We start from the raw sequence: 15,254 nt of genomic DNA, 5'->3' as shown, positions 1-15,254 counted from the left end.
CGATGTCACCCGCGTGTCACCTTGCGCCTTGCAGACGCACACTTGTTCAAATTCGACATTCGGTCGAATTGCGCCAAATTTGTCTCTTTACATGCCCTGCGGACATGTGCTTTGGGAACGCTCTTGGACCCCTTAAAATTACAGAATGACCACCGACACTGCCCCGATGAACCTGACGCATCACTTTTTGATCGCGATGCCCGGTCTGGAGGACGAAGCCTTCGCCAAAAGCGTGGTGTATCTGTGTGAGCACAGCCCGCGCGGTGCCATGGGCCTGGTGATCAACAAGCCCAGCGACATCAGCCTCAAAAGCCTGTTCGACAAGGTCGAGCTGCCACTGCGCCGTGCCGACCTGAGCGAAAGCCCGGTGTTCCAGGGCGGCCCGGTGCAGACCGAGCGCGGCTTTGTGCTGCACGAGGCCTTTATCGGCACCGACATCGACCCGTCCGAGTCGGTGTACGCCTCCACCATGGCCATCCCCGGCGGGCTGGAGATGACCACCTCCAAAGATGTGCTCGAAGCCCTGTCCACTGGCGCCGGGCCGCGCCGGGTGCTGGTGTCCCTGGGTTATTCGGCCTGGGGCGAGGGCCAGCTGGAGGCAGAACTGGGCGAAAACAGCTGGCTCACGGTGGAGGCCGACCTGGGCGTGATTTTTGACACCCCGGTGGCCGAGCGCTACGACCAGGCTTTGCTGCTGCTGGGGTTGCAGTCGTGGATGCTCTCGCCCGAAGCAGGGCATGCATGACCGAGCCAGTAGCCGTCCCCGCACATCTGCAATCTTTCCTGGCCTTCGACTACGGCCAAAAGCGCACCGGCGTTGCCGTTGGCAACCGCCTGACCCGTACCGCTACGCCGCAGGGCACCATCGCCGCCGAGGGTGATGCCCGCTTCATCCCCATCGCCGCCCGCGTCAAGGAATGGCAGCCCGATGCCTTGGTGATCGGCGTGCCGTTCCACCCTGACGGCGCAGCCCACGACAACACCCGGCGCGCGCAAAAGTTTGCCCGCCAGTTGCGCGGGCGTTTTAATCTGCCGGTTTTCGAGGTCGATGAGCGCTATAGCACCACAGAAGCGCTAGAGATGGGTGCAAAAGACGCAGATGCCGCTGCGGCCTGCATCATCCTGGAACAATTTTTGAGGAGTATCCCGTGAGCACATTGACCGACGCAGGGCCGTCCCAAGGCGGGAAGGCCCCCCTGGGGGGCAGCGCAGTACGCGGAGCGACAAGCGTGGGGGCCCTTTTGCTGAACGCCGAAGCGCTTTACCTGGAGTTATTGAAGGGCGTGCGCGCCTTGCTGCAGCCCGACACCCGCCTGGTCGGCATCACCTCCGGCGGGGCCTGGCTGGCCGAGCGCCTGCAGGCCGACCTGCAACTGCCCGGCAAACCCGGCGTGATATCCAGCGCCATGCACCGCGACGATTTCGCGAAGCGTGGCATGGTCTCAGGCAGTGGCGGGCAGACCGCGCTGGACTTCGACGTGAATGGGGCCCACATCATCCTGCTGGACGACGTGCTCTACACCGGCCGCACCATCCGCGCCGTGGTCAACGAGCTGTTCGACTATGGCCGCCCGTCGGCGGTCAGATTGGCCGTGCTGGTGGACCGGGGCGGGCGCGAGCTGCCCATCCAGCCTGACTTTGCCGCCGCCCGCGTGGCCCTGCCCGCCACCCAGAAGCTCGAACTGGCGCGCAGCGCCACGGGCGCCTTCAGTTTCAACGTAGAAGGCTAGTTTCCAAGGTTAAACATGCTCTACAAACGCAACAACCCCCAACTCAACAAGCACGGCGAACTGGTCCACCTGCTGTCTACCGAAGGCCTGCCCAAAGACATCCTGACGCAGATCCTGGACACCGCCGCCAATTTCGTCAGCGTGAACGACCGCGAGGTCAAAAAAGTGCCCTTACTGCGCGGTAAGAGTGTGTTCAACCTGTTTTTCGAAAACTCCACCCGCACCCGCACCACCTTCGACATCGCCGCCAAGCGCCTGAGCGCCGACGTGATCAACCTCGACATCGCCCGCTCCAGCGCCGCCAAGGGCGAGTCGCTGCTGGACACCATCGCCAACCTCAGCGCCATGGCCGCCGACATCTTTGTGGTGCGGCACAGCGAATCCGGCGCGCCCTACCTGATCGCCCAGCACGTGGCACCCCACGTGCACGTGGTGAACGCGGGCGATGGCCGCCACGCCCACCCGACCCAGGGGCTGCTGGACATGTACACCATCCGGCACTACAAAAAAGACTTCAGCAACCTCACCGTGGCCATCGTTGGCGACGTACTGCACTCGCGCGTGGCCCGCTCCGACATCCACGCGCTCACCACCCTGGGCTGCGCCGAAGTGCGCGTGGTCGGCCCCAAGACCCTGGTGCCTGCCGACATGGCGCAGATGGGCGTGCGCGTGTGCCACACGCTGGAAGAGGGCATCAAGGACTGCGACGTGGTCATCATGCTGCGCCTGCAAAACGAGCGCATGAGCGGCGCGCTGCTGCCGTCCAGCCAGGAATTCTTCCGCAGCTTCGGCCTGACGCCCGAAAAACTGGCACTGGCCAAGTCCGATGCCATCGTGATGCACCCCGGCCCGATCAACCGCGGCGTAGAGATCGACTCGGCGGTGGTCGACGGCAAACAAAGCGTGATCCTGCCGCAGGTGACCTTCGGCATCGCCGTGCGCATGGCGGTGATGGGCATCGTCGCAGGCAACGAGGCCTGACCGTGTTTGCTATTCAATCCATAGCTGCTCGTGCTCATTCAATAAGCGCTAGAGCCCTGTTTGGTATAAAAATATGAAAACCCTGATCCAACACGGTCGCATCATCGACCCCGCCAGCGGGCTGGACACCACCGGCTCCATTTCCATCGCCACTGGCCGCATCATTGCGATGGGCCGCGACCTGCCCGACTTCCAGCCTGACCGCGTGGTCGATGCCAGTGGCTGCATCGTGCTGCCTGGCCTGGTAGATCTGTGCGCCCGCCTGCGCGAGCCCGGCTACGAGCACGAAGGCATGATGGAGTCCGAAATGGCGGCGGCCGCAGCCGGTGGCGTGACCAGCCTGGTCTGCCCCCCCGACACCGACCCCGTGCTGGACGAGCCCGGCCTGGTGCAGATGCTGAAGTTTCGCGCCAAAAAGAACCACCAGTCGCGCCTGTTTCCGCTGGGCGCGCTCACCCGGGGCCTGCAGGGCGAGGTGCTGACCGAGATGGTCGAGCTCACCGGCGCGGGCTGCATCGGCTTCGGCCAGGCCGAGGTGCCGCTGGGTAACACCCAGGTGCTGCAGCGCGCGCTGCAATACGCCGCCACCTTCGACTACCCGGTCTGGCTGCGTCCGCAAGAGCTGCACCTGGGCAAGGGCGTGGCCGCCAGCGGTGCGCTGGCCACCCGCATGGGCCTGGGCGGCGTGCCGGTGGCGGCAGAAACCATTGCGCTGCACACCATTTTTGAGCTGCTCAAAACCACCGGTGCCCGCGTCCACCTGTGCCGCATCAGCAGTGCCGCCGGCATTGCCCTGGTGCGCCAGGCCAAGAAAGACGGCCTGCGTGTCACCTGCGATGTCAGCATCAACTCGCTGCACCTGACGGACACCGACATCGGCTACTTCGACAGCCGCGCCCGCCTGACCCCCCCGCTGCGCCAGCAACGCGACCGCGACGCACTGCGCGCCGCCCTGGCCGACGGCACCATCGACGCGCTGGTGTCCGACCACACGCCGGTCGAGGCCGATGCCAAAGCCCTGCCGTTCGCCGAAGCCGAGCCGGGTGCCACCGGCCTGGAACTGCTGCTCAGCCTGGCCTTGAAATGGAGCGAAGACGACGGCGTGCCTCTGCACCGCGCCCTGGCCACCGTAACCAACGCCCCCGCCGCCGTGCTGGGCACCAGCCTGGGCACCTTGCAGGCCAGCGTGGGCCAGCTGGTGGTGGGCGGTGTGGCCGACGTGTGCGTGTTCGACCCTGCCGCCCGCTGGACCGTTACCGCCGACACCTTGCGCAGCCAGGGCAAGCACACGCCGTTCTCGGGCTACGAGCTGCCAGGCCGGGTGCGCTGCGCGGTAGTGGCCGGGCACGTAGCGTTTGAAGCCCGCCTCACCTAACTATCAAATAAATAGCTGCTCGTGCTTATTCCATCAGCGCTGGCCGGCTATTTCTTATAAATTTACATGCATTTTTTCCGTGTCCTGGGCCGGGTGCTGCGCTTGTTGTGGCATATCGGCGTCGGCTGGTGGACCATCCGTCGACACTTTCCGCAGATGGACGATGCGGCGCGCGGGCAACGGGTGCAGACCTGGTCGCTAGAGGTGTTGCAGGTCATGGGCATCACGCTACGGGTACAGGGCACGCCCCCGGCGCAGGGCCCCTTGCTGCTGGTGGCCAACCACATCTCGTGGCTGGACATTGCCGTCATCCACGCCGCAGGGTATTGCCGCTTTGTGTCGAAAGCCGACGTCAAGCACTGGCCCGTCGTCGGCACCCTGGCCACCGGCGCGGGCACGCTCTACATCGAGCGCGAATCCCGCCGCGACGCGATGCGCGTGGTCCACCACATGGCCGAGCGCCTGCGGGCGGGCGAGGTGGTGGCCGTGTTCCCTGAGGGTACGACGGGCGACGGCCGCGGCATGCTGCCCTTCCACGCCAACCTGCTGCAAGCGGCGATATCGGCCGACGTGGCGGTGCTGCCACTGGCCTTGCGTTTTGTGGACGTGCACACCGGGGACTTGCACTTTGCGCCCAGTTTTGTGGGTGACGAAACGCTGCTGGGCTCGCTTTGGCGCACGCTGGGGGCCCGTACGCTCGGGGCGGAGGTGCGCTTTGGCACACCGGAGCATGCCGCCGGCCGCGACCGCCGCACATGGGCGCTGGATCTGCAGCACACCGTGGAGCGGTTGCGGCAGGCCTGAAGCGCTGAATGCGTGCTAGGCCTTCAGGCCATGTTGGCTTTTGAGGACGCCACGCAACAGAAAGGTTTTGGCCAGGTTCAGGTTGGTCCTGTCCAGCTTCCAGGCTTCCCGCAAAAACAACTTGGCTTTGCCCAGGTCGTGGAGTTTCTCCACATAGTGGTAGCCAATGGCAAATACGGTTTGTGCCAGCCGAGAACGATTTTTGGGGTTTTTATTCCAGGGTGCGCGGTCGACATACACCAACTGGATATCCAGCGTTTCTTTATCCACCGAAAACCGGTTATTGGCACCCGATAAGGTATCGGGCGAATCGTAAAAAATCCCCAGAGGTTCGGCAACATGGATAAATGCATGTGTCTGGGCAATGCGCATCCAGAATTCATAATCCGCAGCAACCCTGTATTTCTCACTGAATAGTCCGTGCTCGGCATGCACGCTTCTGCGCCACATCGGCTGCGAGCCTGTCAGGCAACCCAGGATCAGGGTGTCGTGCGAAAAATCGGGCAACCGGAAGCGCCGCGTGTTGCGGGCCGCACAGGCTTCATAGGTTTCGTTTTCAACCGTGCTGGTGAGCTGGTCGTGGTAGGCCAATACACACTCGGGTGCAGCATCCAGTTGGTTCGCCAGTTTCTCGAATGAAGCGGGGTGGTGGCGGTCGTCGGTATTGGCATTCGTCAAATACCTGCCTTGGGCCATGGCCACGGCGCGGTTCCAGGCGGTGTACAAGCCTTCGCGCTGGTCGGTGCGCAAATACACAATATTGTTGTACCGGCTTTGAAAATCCCTGACAATATCGCCCTCATTTTCAGGAGAGCAACTGTCAATAATGATAATTTCCAGTTGGTCTGCGATGGTCTGGCGTTCCAGGTCTTCCAGGCAATGCCGCATAAATCGCTCGGATTTATAGGTGGACACAATCGCCGACACCAGAATTTCTTTTTTCATCGGGATACCCTAGGTTCAAATTTGCTTATTTGAAAATAAAAAACTCAAGCGACTCTGAGGCAACAAGCCACCAACTCTTTCCAAGCCGCGGCATTACCAGGCCTTTTTTTGAGCCATTGTATTGCGTTGCGCAATGCGGTCCCAAATCGCTTTTTTCCGCGGTAGAAATAGCAGTTATCTTGCATGACCAGATCAAACCGCTGCAATAGCAAATTTTTATGCGCCAAAGCCTGTGGGTCTTTTAACAGAAGTTCGATCATGGCATCTTCATGCAGTAACTTTGGTGCATCGCCATGGGTTAGGCTGGCGGAATGGATACGGTAAAATGCAATATCAGACTCCAGCATCCATAAATCATGCTGGAACGCGCACTGAAACCACAGGTGATAATCTTCGGCGCGGCGAAGCTTCTCGTTGAACATACCTTTTTCCACAATAAGCTCACGCTTGATGAGCACCGTCATGATGCCGATCATGCAACTCTTGGAAAACTCGGCTACGGGCTTCTGCAAGCGCTTTGCCGGAGCAGGGTGGTTATTTTCAGGAATGTTGGCTATTAGTTCATTCGCCGTTTCAAAAAATGGAACGCCAGATGCATCTTTTTTGGGTTTCAATAGTTTGAACTTGGCCCCAATCCATTCGATTTCAGAGTTCTTTGCAATGGCCTGCCAGCGCGTTACCAGCGATTGCGGGGTCAATATATCGTCCGAATCAAGAAATCCTATCCATTCTCCTTGGGAGTGCAGGATGCCGGTATTTCGGGCACCAGCGGCGCCTTTGGTTCTTTGGTTTTTAAGTACAGTGACACGGGGATCAGTATGCGTAAAACTCTGCAAAATCTCCAGGGTATCCAGATCCGTGCTGTTGTCATCTACCACCATCAATTCAAAATCGGGCACTTCGCAATCAGTGCTGGGTTGTTGTCCCAGCACTGATTCGATGGCTTCGTTTAGATATTTTCCTGTGTTGAACACAGGCATGATAATGGAGACTATTGGTGGAAATGTGTTGCTCATTTTTATAAATTTAAAAAATTATTTTAATAAAAATTAAATCGACGAGTAAAAAATTGTACGGTATAGTAACTGTATTTACTGGTTTCGTGCCCACGAAAATAAAATCTTCCAAAGAGGTGCAAATGCATTGAATGCAGCACATAGGGGCGCAAGTGCTTAAATTTCGCCCAATCTTGGTGCAAGGGTGTCGTTTGTACTGGGAAATTTGGTGAGGCCAGCTTGCAGGGATTGTGCCCGCACTTTCGCATTGCTGTTGTATCGATAGTCGCGAAAAGATGTAAGCGTGATCTTGCAGTGGTGGATTGCTTTTCAAGCGGACTTGCGGGGCGAGAACTTCTATCTGGGAATTGACGACTTTTAATTAATGAATATTGAAATATATGATACCGCTATTTACATCAATACCCCCCCATTTTTCACGAAAACGGGCCAATGGTCAGGATTTGGGGCCTGAGTATGCGCGCATGTGCGTTCAGTCTTGGAGAAATAGTGGTTTCGATCCTGTAACAGTCAACTCCAAGAATGAATCTTTGGCCGGTATTATTGCCGAAGAAAATATCAAGTGCATAACGGTCGGGCGGGATGTGCGTGAGCGGTTTGGTAAGCCACTTATTTTTTTGGGAGACTTTATCTCTTCGGCATGCAATCACCAAATGGATGGGCCTGTCGTCATTACCAACGCAGATATATTGATTGATATATCGGATGCTGCGTACCGTCAATTGGAGGGCTTGCAGCCTGGACAGTGCTTTGTATCTAAACGCTACGATATCAAGGAGATGGACTCGAGGCAAGGTTTGGAATACCAACAGGGCTATGATTTTTTTGCCTTTCATTCGAGTGATTTAAAAAAATTCACGTCGGATGATTTTGTCATGGGGATGCCATGGTGGGATCATTATTTGCCTATATGGATGTATTTAATGGGGCTTGAACAGCTGAATATCAAGGATCCATTTGTATTTCATTTATCCCATGTCGAGCGTTGGGATTTTGAGAAGTGGGTTATTTTGGGTGGGAATTTTCTAAAATTTATTGAAAAAACAAGTATTTCGAATGCGGAATTTTCTGCATTGGTGAGTAGCTATGTGGGTGTGGTAAATTCAAAAATAAAAAATTCCGAATATAGATTAAAAGATAGTATTAAATCACTGGTAATGGAATTGACAAAATCCGGACGGTTGGAAAAGAAGATTCAAATTTTGCATAGGGTGGCCCATGCAAATGTAGAGTGGTTGGATAGTATTCGTGGTACGAGAAAAGTCTGACGATTAACCGAAGTGGACTTCACGCGGATGAATACCCGCCATCCATCAAAGAAGTAGTTGCAAATGCGGGTGGAGTGCGGATCAGAAGCCCGTTTCCTTAGATTTTTGAACTGACTGCCCTCCGCACCAGCTCCGCCATAGCGTCCCCCTGCACCGTACCGCGCGCCTGCAGGCCGGCCGCCACACCCTGGCGGTCGTCCTCGCTTCGGTTCTGGCTGACTTTCCACTTGCCAACCCAACGCTGCACCGGGATTTCGATGCCGATGATGGCGCCCAGCATGGTGTCGATGTAGGCGGCGGGTGCATCGGCTACCTGCCAGGGTTGGGCCATTGGCGCTTCGTGCAGCGCGGTCAGCCGCGTCACCAGGGCCAGCAGCTGAGCCTGGTCGTCGAACACCCGCGCCGTGCCGTGCGCATGCACCACAGCGTAGTTCCAGGTGGGCACCACCTTGCCATGGACGGGCTTGCTGGGGTACCAGGACGGCGACACGTAGGCATCGGGCCCCTGGAATACCGCGACAGAAGCGGTAGTACCAAGCGCCCGCCATACCGGGTTGGCGCGCGCCACATGGCCGACCAGCGTGCCGTGCGGGCCCCGGTCGGCATCCAGCAGGAACGGGATATGGTTGACCAGCAGCTCGCCATCCGTCTGCGGCACCACCCAGGTGGCCAGCGGGTGGGCGCACACCAGGGCGTGCAGGGTGGCGGGGTCGGTTTCTGCGAAGTGGGGGGGCAGGTAGGTCATGGTGCTTTTTAGACGGGTTCACACCGGACTTCGGTGGTGACCGAGTTGGCGATGTAGCAAGCATCGTGCGCGGCGTGGTGAAGTTGCTCCAGCACGGCCCGGCTCGGCGCATGGCCATCCGCGAATCGCGCATGGGGGCGCAGTACCACCTGGGTCATGGCCATGCGGCCGTCGACATTGCGGCCCATCTGGCCCACGGCGGTATCGCTGTAGTGGTCAACCACCCAGCCCGCTTTGGCCGCCAGGTGCAGAAACCACAGCATGTGGCAACTGGAGAGTGCTGCCACAAAGGCTTCTTCGGGGTCCACCGCGGCCGGGTCCGAGAACGGCAGCGGCACGGAATGCGGTGAAGACGACGCCGGCACCGCCAAGCCACCGTCGAAGTGCCAGGCATGGCGGCGGCTGTAGCGCTGGTCGGTAAACGGCTCGGGTGGGTCGGTGGCGCGCTGCCAGACCACGTTGGCGGTGAATTCGGCCATGCAGAGGATCTCCAGTTCGCTTGCTTCGGCAACCTGCCGATGCTATTGAAATGAGAGCTTGTTGCGCCCATTGCATAAGCACGGAGTGCCGATTTCATATAAATCGGTGGTGCGCTTGCACACCCTGGGAGCTGGTCCCCTCGACAGGAATCGAACCTGTATTTAGCACTTAGGAGGCACTCGTTCTATCCATTGAACTACAAGGGGAGGGCGGATTGTAGGGCCTGGGCAGGCCCGGTTTTCAGTCGTACTGCAAGGTGAAGATCAGGTCGATGGCGCTTTGCTGGCCGGTTTGGCCGCGCAGGGTGAAGCGCTTGCTCAGGTCGTAGAAGATGTACAGCGTGCCCAGCGTACCTGCCAGGCTGTGCTCATAGGCCACGTAGAAATTGCGCGACAGGCGCTTGCCAAAGGTAACGGCAGCGGCGCTGGTGGTGCCGTCAGACTTGTTGGCGCTGCCGCTGAACGACAGTTCGTCCAGGCCCAGGGCCGAGGCCAGCCCACCCGACAAGCCCTTGCCGTTGCCGCCCAGCAAGGCCAGCGCGGCCTGTTGCAGCACGGCACCTTCGGCCCCGCCGTTGGCGGCGCTGCGGCCCAGCACCAGCCAGGCCAGCTTTTCGGCATCGGACAGGTCGGAGTCGGAGTACAGACGGATGTTGGGCGATAGCGCCGTGCCGTTGATCTGTACACCGACGCGCACGCTGAGGTTGGGGCGTATGGCCAGCACGTCGAGCGAGGGGTTGTCATAGGGGCCGTTGAAGCGCAGAACGCCTTCTTCAATGTCCAGCGCCTGGCCATAGGCCCGGAAGCTGCCGCGGGCGGTGCGTAGCTCGCCGACGACGCGCGGACCGGCCAGGGTGGGGCCGGCACGCAGGGCCAGCTTGCCGGTGAGCCGGGTATCCAGGCCCCGACCGACCAGGTGGAAGTCGTCGCCCAGGTCCAGGGTGATGTTGACATCGGGCGTGTTGCTGGCCGCCACGGGTGCCGCAGTGGGCTGCGGGGTGCTGGTGCTGCGCTTGCGCACCACCACGTCGCTGCCGAGTGTGGGCGCCGATTCGTCGGGCAGGACGAACAAAGCCTGGTCTGCCCGCAGCGCGCCTTGCAGCGCCAGCTTGCCCTGCGCCAGAGTGGCTTGCAGGGTGCCGGACACGGTCAGGCGGCGGTCGGCCCGGGCGGAGATGCGCAGGGTTTTGGCCTGCGCCTGGATGTCCATCTGGATACCTGCCGGGGCGGTGTTGTTCCAGCGCACATTGCCGGTGGCGCTGAGGCTGCCGCCGTCGTTGCTGGGGATGGCGGTGGTCGTGTTGGCGGCAGTGGGGGCACCGCGCAGGCTGAATTCGGTGATGTTCAGGCGCTGGCCGTCCAGGCTGGCGCGCAGGCGGCCCTCGCGTAGTTCAATGCCTTCGACCACCGAACGCAGCGCCAGGTCGTCGGCTTGCAGAGTGCCGGTCCACAGCGGGGCCAGGCGGGTGCCGCTGAGCGTGGCATTCGCCGCCAGCGTGCCGCGCAGCCGCCAGCCGGGCGGGGCCAGTACCGACCAGATGCCGACCCGGGGCAGCGACGCGCGCACCGTGCCGTTGAGCGGTGCGTCGGCGGGCCAGTCCCAGCCGCCGTCGGTCTGGCGCACCTGGGTGCTGAACTCGGCCTCGGCCTGGCCTGCGCGCTCGCTGTCCCAGCGCAGGCTGGCACTGAGCTTGTCGCCGTCGGTGCGCAGGCCGATGCGGGCGGTGCGGATGCCTGCGCTGATGGTGGCGGGCGTGCCTTTGGCAGAGTCGTCGCCGGCCAGCAGTTGCAGATCGCCGCTTCTTTGGTAGAGGTTGGCGCTGACCTGCAGGGTTTGGGCCGCCTGCACGTTCCAGTCGCCGTCAAGCAGCAGATCGCCTTTGAGGCCAAGCTGCGCCAGTTGTCCGTTGCCCGCAGCCAGGGTTTCCAGCCAGCCCATGGGCAGGCCCTGCAGCGTGCCCTGGGTGCGCAGCAGGGTGCGGGAGCCGTTGTGCGACCAGGCTACCGGCTGCCACGTGATGCGGACGCTGCCGGGAACCGGGCCTTTGACGTTGGCACTGCCTGCGGCTGCATCCAGGGAGGTGCTGGTGCCCTTGAGCGCCAGGGCCTGGTCGAGCTGTAGCGTCCACGGGCCTGGGCGGGTGCTGTCCTGCATTTCCAGGACCAGGCTGGCGATGCGGGCTTGCCATTGGTTTGCTGTGCCCAGGCCTCCGGTGGCTCGGGTGCTGAGCTTGGCACGCTGGGTGCCGGTGGCCAGCTCGCCTTGCAGGGCGATGTCCAGCGCGCCCAGGCTGCCGGACGCGTCGATCTGTAGCTTCTGCAAATGGATGGGGTTGCCGGTGGCAGTGCGTACTTCCAGCGTCGGTATGGCCAGTTGGGCGGTGAGCTGGAAAGGCGGGGTGCCTGCTTTGCCGGGGGAGGTTGCGAGGGCGTTGGTCCAGCCACCGGTCCAGCGGCCGGTCAGCTCGGCCTGTCCCAGCATGGTGCCGGGCAGGCTGGATGCCACGCCGGGCAGACGGGCCAGCCAGCGGGTGGCCTGGCCTGCATCGGGCACGTGCAGGGCAAAGTCGCCTGCGCCCTGCGATGCGCTGATCTGGCCTTGCAGGTCGGCCTGCGCGCCGGGTAAGGTCAGGTGCAACTGGCCTTTGGCGGCACGGGTGGCGAGGGTCAGGTCCAGTTGACCTTGTAGCAGCGCGTCATCGGTTTGCAGTTTCAGGGCCGAGAGATTCAGGGCGCCTGCCGCCCAGCGTCCGGTGGCCTGGGCGCTCTGGACGCGCAGACCTTGCAAGGCTTTGATTTGGGGCGCTTTGGCCGAGGGCTGCAGGGCCGCATCGAAGCGGATGGTGGCGGCGGTGCTGGCGGCCGTGACGCGTCCGTCCAGCAGGGCGGGGGCCATGCGGGTGTGCACCGCAGCGGGGTTGATGCGCAAGAGCTTGGCCTCGGCTGTCCAGTCGGTGGAGCCCGCGCCAGCCCAGCGGCCCTGGAGTTGTACGTCGCCTTTGCCAAGCTGGGCGCGCAGCGACTCCACGACCCAGGCGCCTTGCTGGTACTGCAGCCGGGTGTCGGCATGGTCCAGCGGTACCCGATTTTTGTCCCAGGGGCCAGCCAGGCGGTTGTCGAGCGTGGCCTCTGCGCGCCAGGCGGTGCCGGTCGCCTGGAGATCGGGACGCAGGTGGGCGCTGCCGCTGAGCAGTGTCTGCGGTGCGTCGGGCCACAGGTCGGCCAGGTTGAGTTGCTGGAAGCTGGCATCGGCCTGCTGCACCGGTTGTGCGGCCCAGGGGTGGATTTGCGCGGCCAGTGTGGCCTGCAAGGCCTTGGGGGTGGCGGGTGTGAGCTGGGCCTGGATGTGCAACAGCGCGTCTTGCCCCGCCAGTGCGCCGCTGGCCGATGCGGTGGCCGTGATGGTGGTGGGGTGGGTGTTGCCGGGAAGGGTGGTGTCCACGCTGCCTTGCACGGCGGCTTGCAGCGTCAGAGGGCTGCGGGCCAGCAAAGTGGCTTGGCCTGCGTACCGGCCTGAAGCGACTTGGATGCTGTTGACCGTGAGATGGTGTTGCCTGCCGTCGTAGCGGTAATGCCCTGCCAACTGGGTCAGTTGCAAAGCTGGCGGGCCTTGCAATTGCAGGTCGGCAATCTCGAAGGGCAGGTCGACCTGTAGCGGAAGCACGATTTCGGTCGGCAGCACCGTGGGCTCGGTGGACGGGGTTTGCGCAATGCTGAGGTGGGCGATGTGCAGCCGACCCAGTCGCAGTTCACGCTGCAGTATCCGGTCCAGCTGCCAGTCCACGGCGATGTCCTGGGCTTCAACCTGCAGGCTGGGGCTGCGGTACACCAGGCTGCCGATGTGGCCCCCCTGGCGGACCGAGCCGGTCACGCCATTGGCCTCCAGTGTGTGGCCTGCGGGCAGGTAGGCGGCGGCGCGGGCCAAGGTGCTGGCCAGCGAGGTGTCGGTGCCCAGCCAGGCCCAGAGTGCACCCACGGCGGTGGCCACAGCGGCCAGTACCAGCAGGGGGGCGTACAGCAGCCACAGCAGGCGTTTGCCCGAGGGCATCCAGCGCCGCTGGGCAGCAGGGGGGTTGTCGGCGCTCAAAAGCTGAACCCCACGCTCATGTGCAGGCGCGCTTTGCGGGTGGCCACGCCGTAGGCGATGTCCAGTTGCACCGGCCCCACCGGGCTGCGCCAGCGCACCCCGGCACCCACCCCCACCTTGGCTTCCAGGGCCTTGACGGTGTTGGCGACGGCCCCGGCATCGACGAAAAGGGCGGTCTCCCAGGCGCTGGCTTTGCCATTGATGACGATAGGGCGCTGCCACTCGAAGCTGCCCGATGCCAGGTAGCGCCCGGCAGTTACCGATCCGCTGCTGCCCGCCACGCCGATTTCCTGGTAGCCGTAGCCGCGCACCGTGGTGTCGCCGCCGGTCAGAAACTGTTGGGTGCTGGGTACGTTGGCATCGGCCTTGGCCACCACGGCACCGGCTTCGGCCCGCAGCGCCAGGCGGCCCGCCCGCATGAACAGGCCATCGCCGGGGAGCAGTTTGCCCAGCGGAAAATAGCCTAGCCAGCGTGTCAGGGCGCGGGTGTACGGCTGGCGGTCGCCCCCCAGGGTGAATCCGCCACCCAGTTCCACCGCCACCCCGTAGCCCTGGGTGGGGGTGCGGATGTCGTCAAAGTCGCGCCGTGTCCAGGCGTAATTGGCGCTGATGGCACTGGACGCTACCGTGGGGTCGGTGCCGCTGGTGGTCAGTGCGTGGTCGTACTGCAGGTAGACGTTGCGGTCGATGTGGTCGTTGCCCTGGGTGCGCCCGGCCCGCAGGCGTTGGCTGTTGGTAATGGTGTCGCTCAGGTTCTGGTGCTGTACCTGGGCCGAGGTCACCCAACGCCAGTTGCTGGCATCGGGAGGGGCGGTGAGCTCGGTGCCCAGGGTTTGGGTGTCTTTGTCCAGGCTGAGCTTGGAGATGGCGCGCCACTGCAGCCAAGGCAACTGGTGGTGGGTGTGCTCGGCCGACAGGCGCGGCCCGCTGTCGGTGCTGAAGCCCACGCCCAGCACCAGCTTTTGCAGTTTGGCCTCGCGCAGTTGGGCCACCACAGGCGCAGCTTGCGGGTCGCCGCTGGTATCCAGGGTCAAGAAAACCGAGTCGAAGTAGCCGCTGTCGGCCAGCCGTTGCTGGGTTTGTAGCATCTGTGCCTGGCTGTAGTCGGCTCCGGTGGGTAATTGGGCCAGGCGGCTGACCAGTTCTGCGCTGTAGCGCTGCAGGCCGCGCATTTCCAGTGGGCCAAACCGGTAGGCCGGGCCGGAAGCCAGGGTAAGGCTGAGCTGGGCGGTTTGGGTATCGGGGTCGATGTCGGCCAGGCTGTTACTGATTTCACCGGTGGGAAAGCGCTGCACCGTCAGATTGCGCAGGGCCTGGGTCTTGGCATCGTCCCAGGCATCCTGGGTAAACGGTGTGTTAGGGCCCAGCGGCCAGTCGCTACGGATCGTCTCGCGCAGCGACGCGTCGGCCGGGGTGTCAGCGATGGGACCGGTGAACTCCACCTGCACCGTCTGGACGCGCACCGGTTCCCCCGGCGCCACGGTGATGGTGATATCACGCGGGGCGCTGGTGCTTAGCGGGGTTGGGGTTAGTTCGACCGCGACCTGGGCCGCGAAGTACCCCTGGGTGGCCAGCAAGTCATGGGTATTGCGTTCGGCAGCCTGCATAAGCCGCGCCAACTCGGTGTCATCCAGGTCCGTCAGGCTGCGGTAGCGCTGTAGTTCCAGGTGTTTTAGCAGCAGATCGCGGATCTTGTCCGGGGCAACGACATGCAGGTCAAAGGCGAAAGGAGCTACCTTAGGTGCCGGAGTTTGCGCCCACAGCAAGCCCGGCAGCAACAACAACCAGCACCACGCCCACACCTGCTTGCCGAACCTGCGCATT

The 15,254-nt window shown here is 62.2% G+C and carries 13 protein-coding genes and 1 tRNA gene; 7 read left to right on the top strand and 7 right to left on the bottom strand.

Annotated features, from left to right (window positions below):
* Positions 1 to 145 precede the first annotated feature (145 nt).
* The 6 genes from AB3G31_RS18150 to AB3G31_RS18125 all read left to right on the top strand — a co-directional run bounded on the left by AB3G31_RS18150 (position 146) and on the right by AB3G31_RS18125 (position 4,890).
* Entirely contained in the window at positions 146 to 745 is a 600-nt protein-coding gene (locus AB3G31_RS18150; RefSeq protein WP_315182483.1) for a YqgE/AlgH family protein, read from the top strand.
* Positions 742 to 1,152 (top strand): Holliday junction resolvase RuvX, encoded by a 411-nt coding sequence (ruvX, locus tag AB3G31_RS18145; RefSeq protein ID WP_315208170.1) that lies wholly within the window; start codon positions 742 to 744, stop codon positions 1,150 to 1,152. The genes AB3G31_RS18150 and ruvX overlap by 4 nt, the downstream gene beginning before the upstream one ends.
* 77 nt (positions 1,153 to 1,229) lie before the next feature.
* The gene (gene pyrR, locus AB3G31_RS18140) at positions 1,230 to 1,730 is read left to right on the top strand and encodes a bifunctional pyr operon transcriptional regulator/uracil phosphoribosyltransferase PyrR (RefSeq protein WP_367850380.1); all 501 of its coding nucleotides are present in this window, start codon (positions 1,230 to 1,232) and stop codon (positions 1,728 to 1,730) included.
* Positions 1,731 to 1,745: 15 nt separating this feature from the next.
* Positions 1,746 to 2,711, top strand: a complete 966-nt coding sequence (locus AB3G31_RS18135; protein WP_367847466.1) for an aspartate carbamoyltransferase catalytic subunit — start codon at positions 1,746 to 1,748, stop codon at positions 2,709 to 2,711.
* A gap of 73 nt (positions 2,712 to 2,784) precedes the next feature.
* Positions 2,785 to 4,086, top strand: coding sequence for a dihydroorotase (locus AB3G31_RS18130; protein ID WP_367847465.1), 1,302 nt, complete (start codon positions 2,785 to 2,787; stop codon positions 4,084 to 4,086).
* Between the two features lie 66 nt (positions 4,087 to 4,152).
* A complete protein-coding gene (locus tag AB3G31_RS18125; protein WP_367847464.1) occupies positions 4,153 to 4,890 on the top strand; it encodes a lysophospholipid acyltransferase family protein in 738 nt (245 codons plus the stop codon).
* 15 nt (positions 4,891 to 4,905) lie between these two features.
* Here the strand turns inward: AB3G31_RS18125 and AB3G31_RS18120 are convergent, their stop codons facing one another.
* A complete protein-coding gene (locus AB3G31_RS18120) occupies positions 4,906 to 5,835 on the bottom strand; it encodes a glycosyltransferase (RefSeq protein WP_367847463.1) in 930 nt (309 codons plus the stop codon).
* A gap of 44 nt (positions 5,836 to 5,879) precedes the next feature.
* Positions 5,880 to 6,851, bottom strand: coding sequence for a glycosyltransferase family 2 protein (locus tag AB3G31_RS18115; RefSeq protein WP_367847462.1), 972 nt, complete (start codon positions 6,849 to 6,851; stop codon positions 5,880 to 5,882).
* A gap of 371 nt (positions 6,852 to 7,222) precedes the next feature.
* Here AB3G31_RS18115 and AB3G31_RS18110 point away from each other — a divergent pair, with 371 nt between their 5' ends.
* Entirely contained in the window at positions 7,223 to 8,119 is an 897-nt protein-coding gene (locus AB3G31_RS18110; RefSeq protein WP_367847461.1) for a hypothetical protein, read from the top strand.
* A 97-nt stretch (positions 8,120 to 8,216) separates the two neighbouring features.
* On the opposite strand, the gene AB3G31_RS18105 is transcribed toward AB3G31_RS18110, so the two are convergent.
* The 5 genes from AB3G31_RS18105 to AB3G31_RS18085 form a co-directional block, all read right to left on the bottom strand.
* A complete protein-coding gene (locus AB3G31_RS18105) occupies positions 8,217 to 8,864 on the bottom strand; it encodes an FMN-binding negative transcriptional regulator (RefSeq protein WP_367847460.1) in 648 nt (215 codons plus the stop codon).
* Positions 8,865 to 8,872: 8 nt separating this feature from the next.
* Positions 8,873 to 9,343 carry an OsmC family protein gene (locus AB3G31_RS18100; protein WP_367847459.1) on the bottom strand — a complete coding sequence of 157 codons (471 nt, stop codon included), beginning with the start codon at positions 9,341 to 9,343 and terminating at the stop codon, positions 8,873 to 8,875.
* Between the two features lie 132 nt (positions 9,344 to 9,475).
* Positions 9,476 to 9,550: transfer RNA gene (locus AB3G31_RS18095), tRNA-Arg, on the bottom strand.
* A 34-nt stretch (positions 9,551 to 9,584) separates the two neighbouring features.
* A complete protein-coding gene (locus AB3G31_RS18090) occupies positions 9,585 to 13,430 on the bottom strand; it encodes a translocation/assembly module TamB domain-containing protein (RefSeq protein ID WP_367847458.1) in 3,846 nt (1,281 codons plus the stop codon).
* Complete coding sequence (locus AB3G31_RS18085; RefSeq protein ID WP_367847457.1) at positions 13,427 to 15,253, bottom strand: autotransporter assembly complex family protein; 1,827 nt, start codon at positions 15,251 to 15,253, stop codon at positions 13,427 to 13,429. Before AB3G31_RS18085 ends, AB3G31_RS18090 begins: the two co-directional genes overlap by 4 nt.
* Position 15,254: the final 1 nt, after the last annotated feature.

It is taken from the genome of Rhodoferax sp. WC2427 (assembly GCF_040822085.1).
In the GTDB taxonomy this organism is placed as follows: Bacteria; Pseudomonadota; Gammaproteobacteria; order Burkholderiales; family Burkholderiaceae_C; genus Rhodoferax_B.
The sequence above is the reverse complement of the archived record's forward strand: the minus strand, read 5'-3'. Positions and strand labels throughout refer to the sequence as shown.